Consider the following 21,549-nt stretch of genomic DNA (forward strand, 5'->3'; position numbering starts at 1 on the left):
GGCTCGGAGGCATTGCCGGCGTCGTCGGTGGCCACGACGTCATAGTCCTTGCCATCTTCCAGCGGCGTGTCGGTGATGACCTCATAATCACCGTTTTCATCGGCATCACCCGCGCCGACCACATCACCGGCATCCGGATCACGGATCTCGACCGAGCTTCCCGGCTCGGCGGTACCGCTTACCTTGGTGCCGTCCGGCTCGCCGTTTTCATCATAGGTGTTGCCGACACTGTCGACGGTCGGCGCATCAGGCGCGGCGATATCCCCCGTCGCCGTAGCCGGCTCGGAGTCATTGCCGGCGTCGTCGATGGCCACGACGTCATAGTCCTTGCCGTCTTCCAGCGGCGTGTCGGTGGTGATCGCGTAGTTACCGTTTGCGTCGGCCTGCCCGGTGCCGACGACATCGCCGGTGTCGGGGTCGCGGAGCTCGACCGCGCTGTTGGGCTCGGCGGTACCGCTTACCGTGGTGCCGTCCGGCTCGCCGTTTTCATCAAAGGTGTTCACGACACTGTCAACGGTCGGCGCGTCTGGTGCGACAATAACCCCCGTCGCCGTGGCCGGCTCGGAGTCATTGCCGGCGTCGTCGATGGCAACGACGTCATAGTCCTTGCCGCCTTCCAGCGGCGTGTCGGTGGTGATCGCGTAGTTACCGTTTGCGTCGGCCTGCCCGGTGCCGACGACATCGCCGGTGTCGGGGTCGCGGATCTCGACCGCGCTGTTCGGCTCGGCGGTGCCGCTTACCGTGGTGCCGTCCGGCTCGCCGTTTTCATCCAGCGTATTGACGACGCTGTCGACGGTCGGCGCGACAGGCGCGGCGGTATCCCCCGTCGCCGTGGCCGGCTCGGAGTCATTGCCGGCGTCGTCGATGGCCACGACGTCATAATCCTTGCCATCTTCCAGCGGCGTGTCGGTGGTGATCGCATAATCACCGTTTGCGCCGGCCTGCCCGGTGCCAACGACATCGCCGGTGTCGGGGTCACGGATCTCAACCGCGCTGCCCGGCTCGGCGCTACCGCTTACCGTGGTGCCATCCGGCTCGCCGTTTTCATCCAGCGTATTGACGACGCTGTCAACGGTCGGCGCGTTATTCCCTGTCGCCGTGGTCGGCTCGGAGGCATTGCCGGCGTCGTCGGTGGCCACGACGTCATAGTCCTTGCCATCTTCCAGCGGCGTGTCGGTGATGACCTCATAATCACCGTTTTCGTCGGCATCACCCGCGCCGACCACATCACCGGCATCCGGATCACGGATCTCGACCGAGCTGCCCGGCTCGGCGGTACCGCTTACCTTGGTGCCGTCCGGCTCGCCGTTTTCATCATAGGTGTTGCCGACACTGTCGACGGTCGGCGCATCAGGCGCGGCGATATCCCCCGTCGCCGTAGCCGGCTCGGAGTCATTGCCGGCGTCGTCGATGGCCACGACGTCATAGTCCTTGCCGTCTTCCAGCGGCGTGTCGGTGGTGATCGCGTAGTTACCGTTTGCGTCGGCCTGCCCGGTGCCGACGACATCGCCGGTGTCGGGGTCGCGGAGCTCGACCGCGCTGTTGGGCTCGGCGGTACCGCTTACCGTGGTGCCATCCGGCTCGCCGTTTTCATCAAAGGTGTTCACGACACTGTCAACGGTCGGCGCGTCTGGTGCGGCGGCGCCCCCCGTCGCCGTGGCCGGCTCGGAGCCATTGCCGGCGTCGTCGATGGCCACGACGTCATAGTCCTTGCCATCTTCCAGCGGCGTGTCAGTGGTGATCGCATAATCACCGTTTTCGTCGGCCTGCCCGGTGCCGACGACATCGCCAGAGTCGGGGTCGCGGATTTCGACCGCGCTGTTCGGCTCGGCGGTGCCGCTTACCGTGGTGCCGTCCGGCTCGCCGTTTTCATCCAGCGTATTGGTGACGCTGTCGACGGTCGGCGCGTCAGGCGCGGTGGTATCCCCCGTCGCCGTAGCCGGCTCGGAGTCATTGCCGGCATCGTCGATGGCAACAACGTCATAATCCTTGCCATCTTCCAGCGGCGTGTCGGTGGTGATCGCGTAGTTACCGTTTGCGTCGACTTTCCCTTTGCCAACTACATCACCGGTGTCCGGATCACGGATATGAACCGTGCTATTGGGCTCGGCGGTACCGCTTACCCTAGTACCGTTCGGCTCACCGTTTTCGTCAACGGTGTTAGCCACACTGCCAACAGTCGGGGCGTCTGGCGCAATGTTATCTCCATCAGAGACAGGATCGCCGTCAGAGCCGTCACCGTCATCATCACCGTCGCCGTCGCCGTCGCCGTCGCCATCACCATCGCCGTCGCCATCACCATCGCCATCGCCATCGCCGTCGCCGTCGCCATCACCATCGCCATCGCCATCGCCGTCGCCGTCGCCATCACCATCGCCGTCGCCATCACCGTCTGAGCCATCGCCGTCGCCGTCTGAGCCATCGCCATCGCCGTCTGAGCCATCGCCATCGCCGTCTGAGCCATCGCCGTCGCCGTCTGAGCCCGCGTCGCTGTCAGAGTCAGAATCGCTATCCGCAGCCACGGCAGCCGCACCGGCCACGCCTAGAACTCCTGCAACCATTGCCCATGCCGGGATCCCCCCGGCCAACTCAGTTGCCTCTTGGATTTCAGCAAACGAAAATCCTGACCAAGGGGACTCATACTGCCCCCACCAAACGACCTCATCGGAATCTTCGAGGAGCAGCTCACTTCGCTCCCCCTCTGAAACATTGAAAAAGTCAGAAATGACGATCTTCTCCCCAGACTTCAAGGTGATGATCAGGTCCATTCCCGACTGGTCAAACGCTGCGACCTCTTCAGGTCCTACAGCAATTTTGACTGCACTAGGAGCCTGCAAATCGACAGCACTTCCCTGTGGCAATTCAACCACATCGCCGCCAGCCTTAGGAGTAACAACTATGAATGCATTTTCCATAATCCACCTCTATCCCTTTTACTGTTACTTAAAGCCCTGGAGAATCTTGTTTTTTCGAGAACCCTGGAGTCCACTCCCAAAACACCGCCAGAACTCAATAATCATCGATTCCAAAAATCCAAAATGGAAAAATGAACACGACTGGCGCACTCTTCCTTTATTCCAGACACCTAACGAGCCTGCAAAAGGAAAAATCCGCCAACCAGATTCAAGACCTTTCTTTTAACAAGATCTCGACGCGACGATTAGGCGCTAGACATTTTTTCAGTTCAGCGCCAGCGATGTTTGGACAATTCACTACCGGCTCGCTCTCTCCTCGGCCTTCATAGCTGATACTTCCAGGATTCACCCCCCACTGCATCAGAGCATCGGCCACTGCTTTGGCCCGCTCTTCAGAAAGATGCATATTGTATTCCGCTGCACCGATTCGATCGGTGTGTCCAGTCACCGAGATCGAGAGGGCTTGAAACTTGCCCTGAGCGTCCTGGAGGACCCGACGTAGTTCCGACCGGCCTTGTGGTGAAAGGGAGTAGTTATCAAAACCGAATAAAAAGTCATCTGAGAGACTGACTTTTTGTGGCTGGGCAGGCATTGAGAGCTCTGAAAAAAGATGCTCACACTGTGGCCGTCGCCACTCTAGAGAAGAAAGAACCTGCTGAGAAAAGGAAATGCGATATTGGCATACAAGATAATTTTCACCGGGAAGCGGCAGACTGACGTTGTATAGCCAGCTATCATCTTGACCGACAACTGATGGGTCGACCGGAGAGCCAAGAAGGCTTATTACATCTTCCTGCGACAGCCTGCCGAGACCGGCACCCAACTCCTGCAGATCTCTGATGGGTATCTCTGCACCATTCCGTAGAAATGGCTCGCCTAGCTCAGAGTGAGAGGCATCGACAACAACATCAGGAAATTCCTCCGCATAAACAGAGCCCACAATGCTGCTTGCCGCTAAAAATGAGCCTGCAATCAGCATCACAGACCTTTCTTTGACATTTCTATCCATAGTACCCATAGCGTCTTCCTTGCTATCCATTGTTTATTTTGAAAAATCCATCTACTCTCGCTCTGACCATGGGCCAAACAAAAAACCCACGGTCAATGCATCATCTTTCCCCCATTAACACCCAATTTCCCATAGATATTATTAAACATATCTTTCATTACAATGAATCTGTGGCACTAGCCCCATCTCAAGCGCTCCGCGCATGCCCGACCACTGTTGCGTTGGCAGGCATCGCCGACTCGTTTCACCATAATTTCCCCCTCGGAAACGACGATGCTGGCTTCCGCTAACCATTGGTTTCCTGCCTGGTGGCTTCTTTCGACAAACGAGCGGCATGTCGTTCTTTGTGGATAGCGCAAGTGGCTGCACGGGAGGAGGCGAACCGTCATGCGCACGCTGTTCTAGCCCGCAGTGAGAGTTGATCCATCTCGCTTTGTGAACCACGGGGTGCGTTCGGCGCATCATTTTTGGCAGCACAGAGTGCTCTCGGTGCAACTTGGCCGGGTGGCGGCCCGAATTCGGAGAACTAGCCATGCCAAGCATCCCCATCCACCGTAGAAGGTTGCAGGACAACCGTTTCAGGTCACTGCCCTGCGCAGTGGAAAAATGACGACTGATGGTGTCGACACAAGCAACCTCGAAGCATTGTCCAATGACGGAAAGACCGGTACGACTGGAGAAGGGACCGCGACTGGAGAAAAATTTGACATTGAGCATGGCACTGTCCCGGTGAATGGCAATAGCGGCTAGTGAGAGGCCCTTCAATGATCCAGTCTCAGTCTTCTTGATGATGCGTCTCAGCCACGCCAGCCGGACAAAACTAAATTAGACAACTTCAATAGGAACTGCAACTGCAAACAGCGGAGGGCATCCAAGCACGATTGCTAGAATATTTTTGTGAACAAATGTTACATCCGCAACAACAGCTCGCTTAGCTAGTCGGTGCGCCGCATGAGGGCGTTGATCCGAGTGATCTGTGGTATCGAGCCACTTGCACATCGCGCGTCTCATGCCGCTTGATAACCGGGGCTCTTATTCCTAAGTCGACTCACATGTCGAATATCCATAACAAAAAAGTATCGACATCAGACATTGGTGCAATCGTGACAGCCGACCTTCTCTATGAATGATCCGCTGTCCAATGGAACCATGGCGATGCAGAGTGTCAGACCAGAGTCATTGACCAAGGCAGTCTGCTAGGCATGCCAAGCGCCTATTTATTGTCGACATCGCCGAGATTCCTGAACGTTGGGTGCACCGTCTCCCATCGACGAGAGACGCACATTGAGCGCCGACTTCACTTCGCCAAGTCAGACGTCAGCAAGTCGGCCATCGCTTATGCACGGTATTCGCCCCCTGCCGGCAAGGTGTCCTCATCGGCCCGACGGCCGCGCTCGACCAGCTTGCGCAAGGCCACGTAGAACACCGGGGTGAGGAAGAGGCCGAACAGGGTGACGCCGAGCATGCCGGCGAACACCGCCACGCCGAGCGCCTGACGCACCTCGGCACCGGCGCCGCTCCCCAGCATCAGCGGTACCACCGCGGCGGTGAAGGTGATCGAGGTCATGATGATCGGCCGCAGGCGCAGGCGGCAGGCCTCCAGAGCCGCCTCGACGATGCCCTTGCCCTGCCTCTCCAGCTCACGGGCGAACTCGACGATCAGGATGGCGTTCTTGCACGCCAGGCCGATCAACACCACCAGCCCGACCTGGACGAAGATGTTGTTGTCGCCCTTCATGAACCACACCCCGAGCAGCGCCGAGAGCATGCACATCGGCACGATCAGGATCACCGCCAGCGGCAGGGTCCAGCTCTCGTAGAGAGCGGCCAGGGCCAGGAACACAAGCAGCACCGAGAGCGGGAATACCACCAGCGCGGCATTGCCCTGAGTGGCCTGCTGGAAGCTCAGGTCGGTCCACTCGAAGGACATGCCGTTGGGCAGCACCTGGTCGGCCAGCTCGCTCAGCTTGTCCATCGCCTGGGCCGAGGACAGCACACGCGGATCCGCCTCGCCGGCCAGGTCGGCGGCGGGATAGCCGTTGTAACGCAGCACCGGATCGGGGCCGAAGGTCTGCTGGACATCCACCATCGCTCCGATCGGCACCATTTCCCCGTACTCATTGCGCGTACGCAGGTTGGCAATGTCCTCGACGCTGCCACGGTAGGCATAATCGGCCTGGGCGATCACCTGCCAGGTGCGGCCGAACTGGTTGAAGTCGTTGACATAGGTCGAGCCGAGATAGGTCTGGAGGGTGTCGAACAGCTCGGTCAGCGGAACCCCCTGAGCCTTGGCCTTGATGCGATCGACCACGGCATCGAGCTGCGGCACGTTGGCCTGATAGCTGGTAATCGGAAAGCCCATGCCCGGGGTCTGTGAAATGGCCCCCTGGAAGGACTGCACTGCGCTCTGCAGGGCGCCATAGCCCAGGCCGGCACGATCCTCGATGAACATCTGCCAGCCATTGCCGTTGCCCAGGCCGAGAATGGGGGGCGGCATGAACGAGAAGGCGAATCCTTCCTGCAGACCGGCGATCTTCTGGTTGATCTCGGCATTGATCTCGGCCGCCGTGCGCGAGCGCTCGTCGAAAGGCGCCAGCGGCAGGAACACCACGCCGCTGTTAGGGGTATTGGTGAACTGCAAGGCATTGAGGCCAGGGAAGGCGATGGAGTGGGAGACTCCCTCGGTGGACATGGCGATGTCACTGATCTGGCTGAGCATCTCGTCGGTACGCGACAGCGAGGCCCCTTCCGGCAACTTGACCCCGGCGATCAGGTATTGCTTGTCCTGGGTCGGAATGAACCCCGGCGGCACCATCTTGAACATCATGCCGGTCGCCACCAGCAGCAGCGCATAGACCAGAAAGACCGCGCCACGCCGGTGCAGCGAGCGCGATACCGCGCCCTGGTAGCTGGACGAGCTGCTGGCGAAGAAGCGATTGAAGGGGCGGAACAGCCAGCCGAACAGCAGGTCAATCAGGCGGGTCATCCGGTCCTTGGGCGCATCGTGGGGCTTGAGCAGCATCGCCGCCAACGCCGGTGACAGGGTCAGCGAGTTGATCGTGGAAATCACCGTCGAGATGGCAATGGTGGCGGCGAACTGGCGATAGAACTGGCCGGTGACACCGGAGAGGAAGGCCATCGGCACGAACACCGCACACAGCACCAGGCCAATGGCGATGATCGGGCCGGATACCTCACGCATCGCCTGGTGCGCGGCCGCCAGGGGCGCCAGGCCATCCCCGATGTTGCGCTCGACGTTCTCCACCACCACGATCGCATCGTCGACCACGATGCCGATCGCCAGCACCAGGCCGAACAGGGTCAGGGTATTGATCGAGAAGCCCAATAAATAGAGCACGGCGAAGGTGCCCACCACGGACACCGGCACTGCTATCAGCGGAATGATCGAGGCACGCCAGGTCTGCAGGAACAGCGTGACCACCAGCACCACCAGCAGCACGGCTTCCAGCAGGGTCTTGATCACGGACGAAATCGAGTCGCGCACGAAGATGGTGGTGTCGTACACCGCCTCGTACTCGACGCCCTCGGGGAACCACTGGGCCAGCTCGTCCATGGTGGCGATGACGTTCTCCTGGATCTCCAGGGCATTCGCCCCGGGTGCCTGGAAGACGCCGATGGCGACCGCATCATGGCCGTCGAGCTTCGAGCGCAGGGTATAGTCTCCGGCGCCCAGCTCCAGGCGGGCGACATCGGCCAAGCGCACGAGCTCGCCATCCCGGCCACTCTTGACCACGACATCGCCGAACTCCTGCTCGGTGGTCAGGCGCCCCCGGGCGTTGATCAGGGTCAGGAAGTCGCTGTCGGGCATGGGCTCGGCGCCGAGCTGGCCGGCCGACACCTGCACGTTCTGCTCGCGTATCGCCTGTACCACGTCGCCGGCGGTGAGGCCGCGCGCGGCGATCTTGTCCGGATCGAGCCAGGCACGCATGGCATAGTCGCCACCGCCGAAGATCTGGGCATCGCCGACGCCCTGGATGCGTGACAGGGCATCCTTGACGTGAAGCCGGGCATAGTTGCGCAGATAGAGCGTGTCATAACGCTCATCCGGCGACGTCAGATGCACCACCATCAGGAACGTCGGCGACTGCTTCTGCGTGGTCACGCCCTGCCGACGCACATCCTCGGGTAGCCTCGCGAGCGCCTGGTTGACCCGGTTCTGCACCTTGACCGCGGCATCATCCGGATCGGTGCCGGGACGGAAAGTCACGGTTATCTGCAGCACCCCATCGGAGCCGGCCACCGACTTGAGATACATCATGTTCTCGACGCCGTTGATCGCCTCCTCCAGCGGTGTTGCCACGGTCTCGGAAATGACTTTGGGGTTAGCCCCTGGATAGGCCGTGCGCACGACCACCGAAGGCGGCACCACATCCGGGTATTCGCTGATCGGCAACATCGGGATGGTGATGATCCCGGCGATGAAGATCAGTATCGACAACACCGCGGCGAAGATCGGCCGGTCGACGAAGAATTTGGCGAAATCCATGAAACGACTCTCCTCGGAGCGGGGAGACGGCACCCGCTCCGCTCAGACGCAATAATAGGGGGTCGCTCGATCTCCCTCGGGTATCGAGCGCCGAGGGCTTACTGGGCCACCAGCACTGCGGCTTCGGGCTTGCCATCCATCTCGACGACTTCCGCTGCCACCTGCATGCCCGGGAAGTAGATCCGCTGAATGCCGTTCACTACCACGCGGTTCCCCGGCTCCAGTCCGGACTCGACCACCCTGAGCCCATCCGCCATGCGGCCGGTACGGATATCCTTGCGCAGCGCGACGTTTTCATCGTTGACGACGTAGACATACTTGCGGTCCTGGTCCGTCAGCACCGCCTTGTCATCGATCAGGGTGGCCGCGCTGTCACCGCCGCCCATCACTCGCACTCGCGCGAACATGCCCGGTGTAAAGCGCCCATCGCCGTTGTCGAGCACGGCGCGAATCAAGATGGTCCCGGTGTCCGCATCCAGGCTGTTGTCGACGAAGTCCACCTCGCCGCGATAGGGGTAGCCGTCGTCGTTGGCCAGGCCAACCTGCACCGGAGTCCTGGTTTCGCGCGAGCTGGAGCGCTCGCCGCTGCGCGCCATGGCGTCGTAGTTCAGGTAGGTCCGCTCATCGCTGTAGAAATTCACATAGACCTTGTCCTGCGAGACGATACTGGTCAGCTGCGTGGATTCGGACACCAGGTTGCCCGCCGTCACCAGCGCTCGGCCGGTACGCCCGGCAATGGGAGCGCGAACCTCGGTGAAATCCATGTTCAGCTGTGCCGTCTCGAGCCGGGCCTCGGCCGCCAGCAGGTCCGACTGGGCCTGGCGTGCAGCAGCGCGTCGCTGGTCCAGCTCTTCTCTGGAAATGGCATGGGTCTTGGACAGGCGCTCGGCACGGGAAGCCTCGACCCGGGTCAATTCGACCCGCGAACGGGCTCGCTGCAGATCGGCTTCGGCTCCCGCCAACTGGGCCTGATACGGGCGCTGGTCGATGACGAACAGCACATCACCCTTGGCGACCTCCTGGCCCTCGGTATAGTTGACGCTCTCGATATGCCCCGACACGCGCGGGCGCAGCTCGACTCTCTCCACCGGCTGGATACGCCCGGTGAATTCGTCCCAGTAGCGCACGTCCTTGATTACCACCTCGGCAACACTCACCTGCGGCGGCGGTGCCTGCTGGGCGCTGGCGCTATCCGCCTGGCTGTCACAGCCGGCCAGAACGATGGCACCCAGCAAGGCCAGAGCCACCATGAGCGGCCTGACAGGCATGCCGAGGAGTCGGCTCCTTGACGGTCGTCGATATCCTCCGTGGGGCGTGGCTGTATTACGCATCTTCGTCTCTCCAAGGGATCAAGGGGGCCGAGTCATGGCTCGAAGTCCGAACCCTAATTCCTAAAGCTAACTTCAGGTAAAGGTCTGGGTAGCGAACTTTTCACTACCGGAACGAAATACGGCCGGGACTGCATGGCAAAGAGTGTTATTCATCGGCCTGCCCGTTCATGGCAGTAGTCGCGTGCTGGCATGGAAAATCGACAGCGCCGAGAAACATCGGCGGGAACCGATGCCTCTCTACCCCTTGAGTACTCTGTAAAAGTTCAACTAACGTTAAGGCTTGCGCGCTGAATTGATTAGCCCGGCCAAGAGGGAAATACTGTTTCCCTCATGGAACAGTCGGGAAGCGCTTCCCCGATGCCGGACGCCCTCATGACGGAACCAGCCATGTCACAGGATCTCAACGATGTCCTGATCTTCTCCAAGGTGGTGGAGCAAGGAAGCTTTACCGCCGCCGCCCGCCTGCTGGGCATTCCCAAGACCACGGTAAGCCGCAAGGTGAAAGCGCTGGAGAATCGCCTGGGCGCCAGGCTGCTGCAGCGCACCACACGCCGCCTCAGCCTGACCGAGGCCGGCGCCGTGTACTATGAGTACAGCCAGCGCATCGCCCGCGAGCTTGGCGAAGCGGAGCACGCGGTGCACCAGCTCGAGGACAGCCCGCGGGGCTGGCTGCGAGTCACCACGCCCTTCACCATGTGCAGCGAGTTCACCTCGATCCTGGTGCAGGACTTCCGCAAGCACTATCCCCAGGTGCGGGTCGAGTTGATTCTCTCCAACGAGCGCCTCGACCTGGTGGCCAACCGGATCGACGTCGCCATCCGCGTTGGCCCCCTGGCGGACTCCAGCCTGGTGGCGCGCCCGCTGGCCCGACATCGCTCTTACGTGTATGCCAGCGAGGACTACCTCGCCCAAAACGGCGAACCCCGCGAGCCGGCGGACCTGATCCATCACCCGGCGCTGGCGAGAGACCTCGACCGACGCGGGCATCGCCATGTGTGGCAGTTGCAAAACGGATCGCGCCGGGAGGAGGTCGAGATCGACCCCGTGGCCATCGCCAACGACCCCTTCATATTGCGCGGCCTGCTGCTCGATGGGCAGGGCATCATGCTGGCCAGCGAGATCGTGGCCTGCCTCGGGCCGGAGGAAAGCCGGATACACCGCATCCTCGAGGGCTGGGAGGGCCCCGAGGTAGAGCTGAACGCAGTCTTCCCGGGCGGCCTGCTCGTCTCGCCCAAGGTACGCACCTTCGTCGATTTCGTCGTCGAGCAGATGCGCCTCAAGATGCAGGCAGCACTCCCGCAGGACCAGGCCCCCGCCACCCCGGTCGCCTTCCCCCCGGCCGCGGTCGCCGAAGACGCGGAGGAACCCGTGGACGCAACGGCCTGAGGAACACGGACTTCCACTTTCCCTTGGCGTGGCGGCGTCCCGCTTCGCGATGAGCTGACGAAGCGCCCATCTTGCGGCACCATGAAGCCCCGTTTCATCGCTGCGAAGGATTCGCCATGCTCGCCACCGCAGAGACCGCCCTGACGCCCGGCTTCATGGTGATCCACGGCAACCGCCTCGAGGCGCTGCGCGACCTGGCGGTGGAGTGGCTACGCCAGCATCCGCTCTCGCCGCTCGAGGACGAGGTGATCCTGGTGCAGAGCAACGGCATCAGCCAGTGGCTGAAGCTGGCGCTGGCCGCCGACCCGCCCGCCGGCGCCGGTATTGCCGCGGCGATGGACGTCACCCTCCCGGCGCGCTACCTGTGGCAAGCCTACCGCGCCGTCCTGGGCGCAGACGCCGTGCCGCCGGCCTCGCCGCTGGACAAACCGCGGCTGATCTGGCGGCTGATGCGCCTGCTGCCCGAGCTGCTGGATGACGCCACCTTCGCCCCGCTGGCGCGCTTCCTGGCCGACGACGAGGACCTGCGCAAGCGCCACCAGCTCGCCGAGCGCCTGGCCGACCTGTTCGACCAGTACCAGGTCTATCGCGCCGACTGGCTTTCCGCCTGGGCCGAGGGCCGCGACGAGCTGATCGACGCCCGCGGCCAGGCCCGTCCGCTCGCCGAGGACCAACGCTGGCAGCCGGCGCTATGGCGACGGCTGCGCGACGACATCGGAGACGAAGGCCTGGCCACCAGCCGCGCCTGGGTGCACACCCGCTTCCTCGAGGCCTGCCGCGAGCTGACGCCTGAGAGCCTTCAGCGGGGTTCTGGAAAGAGCCGTCCTTCGGGCCTACCGCGCCGGGTGGTGGTGTTCGGCATCTCCTCGCTGCCCCGCCAGACCCTGGAGGCGCTGGCCGCGGTGTCTCGCGTCACCCAGGTGCTGCTGTGCGTGCACAACCCCTGCCGCCACTACTGGGCGGACATCATCGAGCACAAGGACCTGCTGCGGGCCGCCCGCCGACGCCAGCGCCAACGCCCCGGCATGCCGCTGGCGCTCGACGACACCCAGCTGCATCTTCACGCCCAGCCGCTGCTGGCCGCCTGGGGCAAGCAGGGCCGCGACTATTTGCGCCTGCTCGACGAGTTCGACGACCAGGACGCCTACCGGGCGCTGTTCGACGCCGAGGCGATGCGCATCGATCTGTTCGACTCGCCGCTCGAGCAGGCCGAAGCCCCGGGGCTGCTGCAGCAATTGCAGGACGACATCCTCGAGCTGCGCCCGCCCCAGGAGACCCGCGAGGCCTGGCCGGCCGTGGACCCGGCCCATGACCGCAGCCTGCGTTTCCACGTCGCCCACAGCGCGCTGCGCGAGGTGGAGATCCTCCACGACCAGCTGCTGGCCGCCTTCGACGCCGACCCCACGCTGCGCCCGCGCGACGTGCTGGTGATGGTGCCGGACATCGACACCTACGCCGCCGCCGTGCAGGCGGTGTTCGGCCGCCTGCCGCCGGACGACCCGCGCCACATCCCCTTCACGCTCTCCGACCAGACCAGCCGCCACCGCCAGCCGCTGCTGGTGGCGCTGGAGGCGCTGCTGCACCTGCCGGAGGCGCGGCTCACGGTGAGCGACCTGCTCGACCTGCTCGAAGTGCCCGCCCTGCGCGCCCGCTTCGGCCTGGACGCCGACGCCCTGCCGGTGCTGCGCCGCTGGATCGAGGGCGCTGGCATCCGCTGGGGGCTGGACGCCGAGCAGCGCGCCCGGCTCGACCTGCCCGGCGGGCTCACCGCCAACACCTGGGCCTTCGGCCTGCGCCGCCTGATGCTGGGCTACGCGGTGGGTCAGACGGAGAACGAAGGCGCCGACGGCCCCTGGCACGACATCGAGCCCTACGGCGACATCGGTGGACTGGAAGCCGCGCTGGCCGGCCCGCTGATGGACCTGCTCGACGCGTTGGAAGCCCAGTGGCGCGCGCTCAGCGAGCCCGCCGACGTGCCCACCTGGTGCCGCCGCCTGCGCGGGCTGCTGGCCGAGTGCTTCGCCGCCGAGGACGAGGCCGACCTCGCCACCCTCAACCGCCTGGGCGAACTGCTGGAAGACTGGCAGGAGACCAGCGAGGACGCCGGCCTCACCGAGGCGCTGCCGCTCTCGGTGGTGCGCGAGCACTGGCTCGGCCAGCTCGACGAGGCCAACCTCTCCCAGCGCTTCCTGGCTGGCGCGGTGAACGTCGCCACCCTGATGCCGATGCGCGCCATCCCGTTCCGCCACGTCTGCCTGCTGGGCATGAACGACGGCGACTACCCGCGGGTACAGCGCCCGCTGGACATCGACCTGATGGGCCACGACTACCGCCCCGGCGATCGCTCGCGCCGCGAGGACGACCGCTACCTGTTCCTCGAAGCACTGCTCTCGGCCCGCAACAGCCTGATGATCAGCTGGGTCGGCCGCAGCATCCACGACAACGCCACCCAGCCGCCCTCGGTGCTGCTCGGCCAGCTGCGCGACCACCTCGCCGCCGGCTGGACGCTCGCCGGCCACGAGCACGAGGACGACGCCGGCCAGGCCCTGGTCGACGCCCTGACCACCGAGCACCCGCTGCAGCCGTTCAGTCGCAGCTACTTTTCAGAAGATCCAGCGCTGTTTACCTATGCCCATGAATGGCGGGCGGTGCACTCTGTTGAGACAACGCCGCAAGACGTCGCGGACGGCGAGCTGCCGCCCATCGAACTCGATACCGCCCTGCCGCTGTCGCGTCTCAGCGGCTTCCTCAAGGACCCGGTGAAGGCCTTCTTCACCACCCGGCTCGGCGTCTATCTCGAACGCGAGGCGCTGGAGAGTCCCGACCACGAACCCTTCGCGCTCGACGGCCTGGACCACTGGCAGCTCCAGCAGGCGCTGATCGAGGCCGGCCGCCGCGCCGTGGACGTCGCCGAACCGCCGACGCCAGCCGTGCACGCCACCCTGGAGCGCCTCGAGCGCGAGGGGCGCCTGGCCATGGGTGGCTTCGCCGAGCTGATGCGCGAGCAGCTGGTCGAGCCGCTGGACAAGGTGTTCAGCGACTACGCCGAGCTGCTCGAGGCCTGGCCCCACGCCTGGGAGACGCCGGCCGCCGTGTCGCTACAACTCGCCACCGAAGATGGCCCGCTGGCCGTGGAGGACTGGCTGGACGGCCTGCGCGAGAGCGACGCGGGCGAGCGCTGCCGTCTGGTGCTGATGACCAGCAGCCTGATCAACAAGGGCAAGTACCACTGGAAGCACTGGCTGGCCCCCTGGGTCGCCCACCTGGCCGGCCAGCTCGCCCTCGGCCCCATGACCACCGAGCTGATCTCCCGCGCCGGCGGCGGCACCCTGGCGCCGCTGGACGCCGGCACCGCCCGGGCGCACCTGGAGGCCATCGCCCGCGCCTGGCGCTCCGGCATGACCGCACCGCTGCCGCTGGCCCGCGACACCGCCTTCGCCTGGCACGAGAAGGGCGGCGATCCCAACGCCCTGGCCCGCGTCTTCGGTGGCGATGAGGCGAAAGCAGAGGAGGCCGATTACAAGGCCTGGAAGGCCGCCGTCACCGTCTTCCATGGCACCGGCTTCAACGGCGACCATGGCGAGCTTGGCCGCGATCCGTATATCGCCCGCCAGTGGCGCGACCTCGAAAGCCTGGTGCGCCATGAGGCCGCCGGGCGGCACTTCACCGAGCTGACCGCGGCGCTCTATGCGCCCCTTCACGATGCGGTAAAAACCAGGAAGAACGGCGGCAAGGGCCAGGGAGGCAAGGCATGACGATGACGGAAGCCATGCAAGCGGCCGAGACGCCTCGGCTTGATCCCGTAGCGCTGCCGCTCACCGGCAGCCGGCTGATCGAGGCCAGCGCCGGCACCGGCAAGACCTTCACCATCGCCCTGCTCTACCTGCGCCTGGTGCTCGGCCCCCGCAATGAGAACGATGCGGCCAGCTTCCCTCGGCCGCTGACGCCGCCGGAGATCCTTGTCGTCACCTTCACCAACGCCGCCACCCAGGAGCTGCGTGACCGCATCCGCGCCCGGCTGGTGGAGGCCGCCGAGGCGTTCTCGCCCTCTACCTCGTCCGACGACGCGACGGAGGCGCCGGTTCAGGCGCCCGACGATGCGCCCACCCCGTCTCCCAACGAAACCGGCGATCTCTTCGCCGAACCACCGGTGGATAACGCTTCCGCGGTGGATATCCCCGCAGACGACGATGACGGCAGCCAGGACCCTCTGATCGCCCTGCGTAACAGCTACCCCCGCGAGAGCTGGCCGACCTGCGCGCGCCGGCTGCGGCTGGCCGCCGAGTGGATGGACGAGGCCGCGGTCTCCACCATCCACTCCTGGTGCCACCGCATGCTGCGCGAGCACGCCTTCGACAGCGGCAGCCTGTTCGCCCTGGAGATGTCGCTGGACCAGTCGGAGATGGACCTGGAGATCGCCCGGGACTACTGGCGCAGCTTCTACTACGACCTCGACCCCGAAGCGCTGGAGATCATCAACGGCCACTGCAAGTGGTCGACGCCGGACGCTCTGAACGACACCGCCACCCGGCTGCGTACCCACGCCGCCGCCCTGCCCGCGGCGGCGCCGCCGGCCGAGGCGATCGATCACTACCGCGAGCGGCGCGCCGCGATGCTGGCCGAGCTCAAGGCGCCCTGGCCGGCCTGGCTCGACGAGCTGGAGGCGCTGCTCGAGGCCGCCGCCAAGCGCAAGGCGTTCAACGGTCAGAAGCTCAACGCCAAGAGCCGCGCCAACTGGCTCGCCGCCCTGCGCGACTGGGCCAATGACACCGAGCTTGCCGAGCCGAAGCTGACCGACGCCGCCTGGAAGCGGCTGACGCCGGAGGGCATCGCCGAGATCTGGAAGGCTGACTCTTGGGAAAAAGACCGGGCGCCGATCCTGCCGGCGCTGGAGGCCCTGGAAGCGCTGCCGGAGAACCTCGCCGAGCTGCCCGACCCGTTCGCCGACCTGCTCGCCCACGCCGTGCACTGGATGGCCGCGCGCCGCGAGACCGTGCAGCGCCGCCGCGCCGAGCTCGGCCCCGACGACCTGCTGCACCGGCTGGACGCCGCCTTCGCGGGCGAGGCCGGCGAGACGCTGGCCGCGCGTATCCGCGAGCAGTTCCCGGTGGCGCTGGTCGACGAGTTCCAGGACACCGACCCGGTGCAGTACCGCCTGTTCGACCGGGTCTATGCGCTGGAAGACAATCGTGATGACAGCGCCGTGCTGCTGATCGGCGACCCCAAGCAGGCGATCTACGCCTTCCGCGGCGCCGATATCCACACCTACCTCCAGGCCCGGCGCGACACCGCCGGCCGCCACGTCACGCTGGGCACCAACTTCCGCTCCGCCGCGCCGATGGTCGAGGCGGTCAACCGGGTGTTCGCCCACGCCGAGCAGAGCGAATCCGGGGCCTTCCTGTTCCGCCGCGGGGACGACAACCCCGTACCCTTCGCCCCGGTGGACGCCAACGGCCGCAAGGACTCACTCACCCGACACGGCGCGCCCCAGCCGGCGCTGACGCTCTGGCACCTGGCCAGCGACGACACCCTGCCCAAGGGCGCCTACCTCAGCGAGCTGGCCGGTCGCTGCGCCACCGAGATGGCGAGTCTCCTGCGCGAGGGCCAGGCCGGGCAGACGGGCTTTCAGAAAGAGGAAGACTTCCAGCCGCTGGCGCCGTCGGACCTCGCCGTGCTGGTCAACAACGCCGGCGAGGCCCGCGCCATTCGCGGCGCCCTGCTGGCCCGCGGCATCCGCAGCGTCTACCTCTCCGACAAGGAGGGCGTGTTCGAGACCGAGGCCGCCGCCGAGCTGGAGGTGTGGCTGGCCGCCTGCGCCGCGCCGGACGACGAGCGCTGCCTGCGCGCCGCGCTGGCCACGCCGAGCCTGGGCCTGAGCCTCGCCGAGCTCGACGCCCTGAACGGCGGCCCCCAGCAGGACGAGCTGGCCTGGGAGGCGCGGGTGATGCAGTTCCGCGACTACCACCGCCAGTGGCAGCGCCGCGGCGTGCTGCCCATGCTGCACCGGCTGCTGGCCGACTTCGCCGTGCCCGGCCGACTCTTGGCCGTGCCCGAGGGCGAGCGACGGCTGACGGATCTTCTTCATCTGGGCGAGCTGCTGCAGGAAGCCAGCGCCGAAATCGACGGCGAGCACGCCCTGCTGCGCTTCCTGGCCGAGTCCCGCGCCCATCCCCAGGCCCAGTCCGACACCCACCGCCTGCGCCTGGAGAGCGACGCCGACCTGGTGCAGGTGGTCACCATCCACAAGTCCAAGGGCCTGGAGTACCCGCTGGTGTTCCTGCCCTTCATCGCCGCCTTCCGCCCGGTAAAGCAGGGCGATCTGCCGCTGCGCTGGCACGACGACGACGGCAACCTGCGCCTGACGCTCTCCGCCGACGAGGCGACACTGGCCCGCGCCGACCACGAGCGCCTGGGCGAGGACCTGCGCAAGCTCTACGTCGCCCTGACCCGTGCCCGCCACGCCACCTGGCTCGGCCTGGCGCCGCTGGAGGCCATGGAGCGCAGCGCCGTCGGCCATCTCCTCAAAGGGGGCGAAGCGCTCTCGCCCGACAACCTGCGCCCGGCGCTCGAGGCGCTGGCCGACGACAACGCCGGCGATCGCAACGAACAGGTGACGGTGCTGGACGCCCCCGAGGCCGATGCCACACCAGTCGAGCTCGCCGCCGACGACGCGCCTCTCGGTGAAGCCCGCGCGCCGACCCGGGCGATCCGCGAGCACTGGTGGATCGCCAGCTACTCGGCGCTGCGCACCGGCGCCACGCCGGAGGAGGACAGCGCAGCAGCCACCGCCGTCGAGGCCGAACCGGCCCCCGAACCCACCACCGCCGTCGAGGCGACGGCCATGGAGGTGATCGACGAGCCCTTCGATGCCGCCGCGGCCACGGTGAGCGAGGGCTCGCTTCACCGCTTCCCCCGCGGACCCTCGGCGGGCACCTTCCTGCACGGCCTGCTGGAATGGGCCGGCGAGGAAGGCTTCGCCCGGGTGGCGGAAGACACCGAACTGCGCGCCGACACCCTGGCCCGGCGCGCCAACCGCCGCGGCTGGGAGGGCCAGATCGCCGCCCTCGAACAGTGGCTGCCGGAGCTTTTGACCACGCCGCTGCCGGTGCCGGATTCGGGCGATGACGAGGCCGCGCCGCTGCGCCTCGATGCCCTGAATCGCGCGTCCGACTACCGGATCGAGCTGGAATTCTGGTTCGCCGCGCATAAGGTCAACACGCGCAAGATGGACGCCCTCGTAAGCGCTCACACACTCGGCGGGCGCCCCCGACCGGCGCTGGAGCCCGACACCCTCAACGGCATGCTCAAGGGCTTCATCGACCTGGTGGTGGAGCACGAAGGCCGCTTCTACGTGCTCGACTGGAAGTCCAACCACCTGGGCGTGGACGACGCCGCCTACACCGAGGCGGCGATGGCGGAGGCCGTGCTCGAGAAGCGCTACGACGTGCAATACTGCCTCTACCTGCTGGCCCTGCACCGGCTGCTCGAGGCCCGGCTGCCGGACTACGACATCGAGCGCCACCTGGGCGGGGCGCTCTACGTCTTCCTGCGCGGCACCCGCGCGCCCTCCCGCGGCGTGCACGCCGAACGCCCGCCGAGCGAGCTGATCCTCGCGCTCGATGCCCTGTTCCGCGCCGAGGAGGCCGCCGCATGACCCCGACATCATCCAACGCCGCCCCCCTCGGTGCTCATCCCATCGATACCGACGCCGCCCCGGAAGCCGCGCTAATTCAAGCGCCCGAAACCGCGCTGAGCGATACCGGGGCACTGTTCGCCCTGCTCGACCGCTGGGTCGACCGCGGCTGGCTGCGCTCGCTGGACCGAGCCTTCGCCACCTTCCTGCATCGCGAGGCGAGCCGGGGCAGCCAGGAAAGCGCGGAGAACAAGGAGAGCGAGGTAAGTGAGGCCTCACCCCTGCTGTTGCTGGCGGCGGCCCTGGCCAGCCACCAGCTCGGCCGCGGCCACGTGTGCTTGGACCTGGCCCAGACGCTGGCCACTCCGGACCTGGCCCTCTCGTTGCCACCTGAAGGCGACAGCCTGGAAGACCCACCGCCGCTGCCCAGCCGGGTGATGGCCGCGCTGGACCTCGACGCCTGGCGCGCCGCCCTGACGGAACCCGGGCTGGTGACCGACGGCCCCGGCAACACCCCGCTGGTGCTCGCCGGCACTGCCGCGCGCCCACGGCTCTACCTGCGCCGCTACTGGCAGCACGAGCAGGATATCCACAGCCGGATCTTCGCCCGCCTAGACGCTACCGACACCACCTCCCCTGGTAAGGAAGATGCCACCAGGGAGGAGAACTCCACCTGTGGGAGCGCAGCTCCGTGCCGGTCCGACGCATCGGCGAATGGCGCCGACAGGCGCCCAGATGAAGCCCCCCAACCGGCCGCCTATTGTGGGAGCGCAGCTCCGCTGCGCGAAGGCGCCAACAGGCGCCCTAATGAAGCCTCCCAGCCTGCCGCCTCTTGTGGGAGCGCAGCTCCGCTGCGCGATGGCGCCGACAGGCGCCCGGATGAAGCTACCCAGACCGATTCCACCTGTGGGAGCGCAGCTCCGCTGCGCGATGGCGCCGACAGGCGCCCCGTCGACCCCAAAGCCCTGCGCCCCATCCTCGACATCCTCTTCCCACCCCGGGAACCGTTCGACTGGCAGAAGGCCGCCTGCGCCCTGGCCGGCCGCTCGCGCTTCGCGGTGATCACCGGCGGCCCCGGCACCGGCAAGACCACCACCGTGGTGCGCCTGCTCGCCCTGCTCCAGGCCCAGGCCCTCGGCGAAGGCCAGGGAGAAAGAGAGCAAGCCCTGCGCATCCGCCTGGCCGCCCCCACCGGCAAGGCCGCCGCCCGGCTCAACGAATCCATCGCCGGCCAGGTCAGCCGCCTGCCCTTCGACAAGCTGGCAGCGCTGTGGGAATCCCATGACCAGGCCCCAGACACGCCAGGCCCCACACAGCCAGAAGATGCCTCCCCGTGGGAGCGCAGCTTGCTGCGCGAAAACCCCGCCGAGGCACTCGAGCTAGCGATCCCCACCGAGGTCAGCACCCTGCACCGCCTGCTCGGCTCGCGCCCCGACACCCGCCGCTTCCGGCACGACCGCCACAACCCGCTGCCGCTGGACGTGCTGGTGGTGGACGAAGCCTCGATGGTGGACGTGGGCATGATGGCCGCAATGCTCGAGGCGCTGCCGCCCCGGGCGCGGCTGGTACTGCTCGGCGACAAGGACCAGCTCGCTTCGGTGGAGGCCGGCTCGGTGCTCGGCGACCTGTGCGCCCGGGCCGAGGGCGGCCACTACACCCCGGCCACCGCCGAGTGGCTGAGTGAGGCCACCGGCCAGCCGCTGCCCGCGGAGACGCTGGACGCCGACGGCCAGCCCCTCGACCAGGCCATCGCCATGCTGCGCGTCAGCCACCGCTTCACCGCCGACAGCGGCATCGGCCAACTGGCCGCGGCGATCAACTTGGAGGCCGAGCCCGCCGCCAAGCGCCGCGCCATCAATGAGGCGCTCAGCGCCGGTTTCGCGGACCTCTCGCACCAGAAGCTTTCCGCCGACGACGAGCGCGGCCTGGCTCGCCTGGCGGTAACCGGCTGCCCCGAGCGCTTTCCCGGAGCCCACAACGCCGACACACCGCCGGTGGGCTATCGCCACTTCCTCAGCGTGATGGCCGAGCGGCGCCCTGCCGACGATACGGATCAGCAAGCATTCGATGACTGGGCCCGCGCGGTGATCGCGGCCCACGGCGACTTCCAACTGCTGTGCGCGCTGCGCCGCGGCCCCTGGGGCGTAGAAGGCCTGAACGAGCGAGTGCGCCAGGCGCTGGAGAGGGAAAGGCTGATCGACAGCCAGGACGGCCGCCAGCGCTGGTACCCCGGCCGCCCGGTGCTCGTCACCAGGAACGACTACGGCCTGGGGCTGATGAACGGCGATATCGGCATCACCCTGGATATGCCGCGCCCAGATGCAAAGCCCGGCGACAACCGCCGCCTGCTGCGGGTGGCCTTCCCCGCCGGCGACGGCACCGACCGCATCAAGTGGGTGCTGCCCTCGCGCCTGCAGGCGGTGGAGACGGTGTTCGCGATGACGGTGCACAAGTCCCAGGGCTCGGAGTTCACCCACGCCGCCCTGGTGCTGCCCGACGCGCCGAACCCCATCCTCACCCGAGAGCTGGTCTACACCGGCATCACCCGCGCCCGCCACTGGCTGACGCTGGTGGAAACCGGCCGAGGCCAGCTGATGGACGCGGCGCAGCGGCGGGTGATGCGGGTAAGTGGGTTGGGAAGTTGATGAGCATCGGCTTCCTTATGCAAGCCTGCCCCTCACTCAACGCCATGCGGCCCATCAGGATTGCAAGACCAATCGCCTCACATGACTTTTCACATTTGATATGTGTGCTCCTAAATAACAAGA

At 66.0% G+C, this 21,549-nt stretch carries 8 protein-coding genes; 4 read left to right on the forward strand and 4 right to left on the reverse strand.

Going from position 1 to position 21,549, the window contains the following annotated elements; all coding sequences use genetic code 11:
• The 4 genes from FHR96_RS00870 to FHR96_RS00885 form a co-directional block, all read right to left on the reverse strand.
• Positions 1–2,915, reverse strand: a 2,915-nt coding sequence (locus FHR96_RS00870) for an Ig-like domain-containing protein (protein WP_183385751.1), incomplete at its 3' end; no start/stop codon positions are given.
• Between the two features lie 208 nt (positions 2,916–3,123).
• Entirely contained in the window at positions 3,124–3,933 is an 810-nt protein-coding gene (locus tag FHR96_RS00875) for an OmpA family protein (RefSeq protein WP_183385752.1), read from the reverse strand.
• Positions 3,934–5,260: 1,327 nt separating this feature from the next.
• On the reverse strand, positions 5,261–8,431 hold the full coding sequence (locus FHR96_RS00880) for an efflux RND transporter permease subunit (RefSeq protein ID WP_183385753.1): 3,171 nt from the start codon (positions 8,429–8,431) through the stop codon (positions 5,261–5,263).
• A 98-nt stretch (positions 8,432–8,529) separates the two neighbouring features.
• The gene (locus tag FHR96_RS00885) at positions 8,530–9,699 is read right to left on the reverse strand and encodes an efflux RND transporter periplasmic adaptor subunit (RefSeq protein ID WP_221195649.1); all 1,170 of its coding nucleotides are present in this window, start codon (positions 9,697–9,699) and stop codon (positions 8,530–8,532) included.
• Positions 9,700–10,149: 450 nt separating this feature from the next.
• Between FHR96_RS00885 and FHR96_RS00890 the strand changes: the two genes are divergently transcribed.
• The 4 genes from FHR96_RS00890 to recD all read left to right on the forward strand — a co-directional run bounded on the left by FHR96_RS00890 (position 10,150) and on the right by recD (position 21,426).
• Positions 10,150–11,148, forward strand: coding sequence for a LysR family transcriptional regulator (locus FHR96_RS00890; protein ID WP_183385755.1), 999 nt, complete (start codon positions 10,150–10,152; stop codon positions 11,146–11,148).
• A gap of 116 nt (positions 11,149–11,264) precedes the next feature.
• Positions 11,265–14,903, forward strand: a complete 3,639-nt coding sequence (gene recC / locus FHR96_RS00895) for an exodeoxyribonuclease V subunit gamma (protein WP_183385756.1) — start codon at positions 11,265–11,267, stop codon at positions 14,901–14,903.
• Positions 14,900–18,802: an exodeoxyribonuclease V subunit beta gene (gene recB, locus FHR96_RS00900; protein ID WP_183385757.1), complete on the forward strand. Its 3,903-nt coding sequence runs from the start codon at positions 14,900–14,902 to the stop codon at positions 18,800–18,802. Before recC ends, recB begins: the two co-directional genes overlap by 4 nt.
• The gene (gene recD / locus FHR96_RS22400) at positions 18,799–21,426 is read left to right on the forward strand and encodes an exodeoxyribonuclease V subunit alpha (RefSeq protein ID WP_246392705.1); all 2,628 of its coding nucleotides are present in this window, start codon (positions 18,799–18,801) and stop codon (positions 21,424–21,426) included. Before recB ends, recD begins: the two co-directional genes overlap by 4 nt.
• Positions 21,427–21,549: the final 123 nt, after the last annotated feature.

This window comes from Halomonas organivorans (assembly GCF_014192055.1).
Classification (GTDB): Bacteria; Pseudomonadota; Gammaproteobacteria; order Pseudomonadales; family Halomonadaceae; genus Halomonas; species Halomonas organivorans.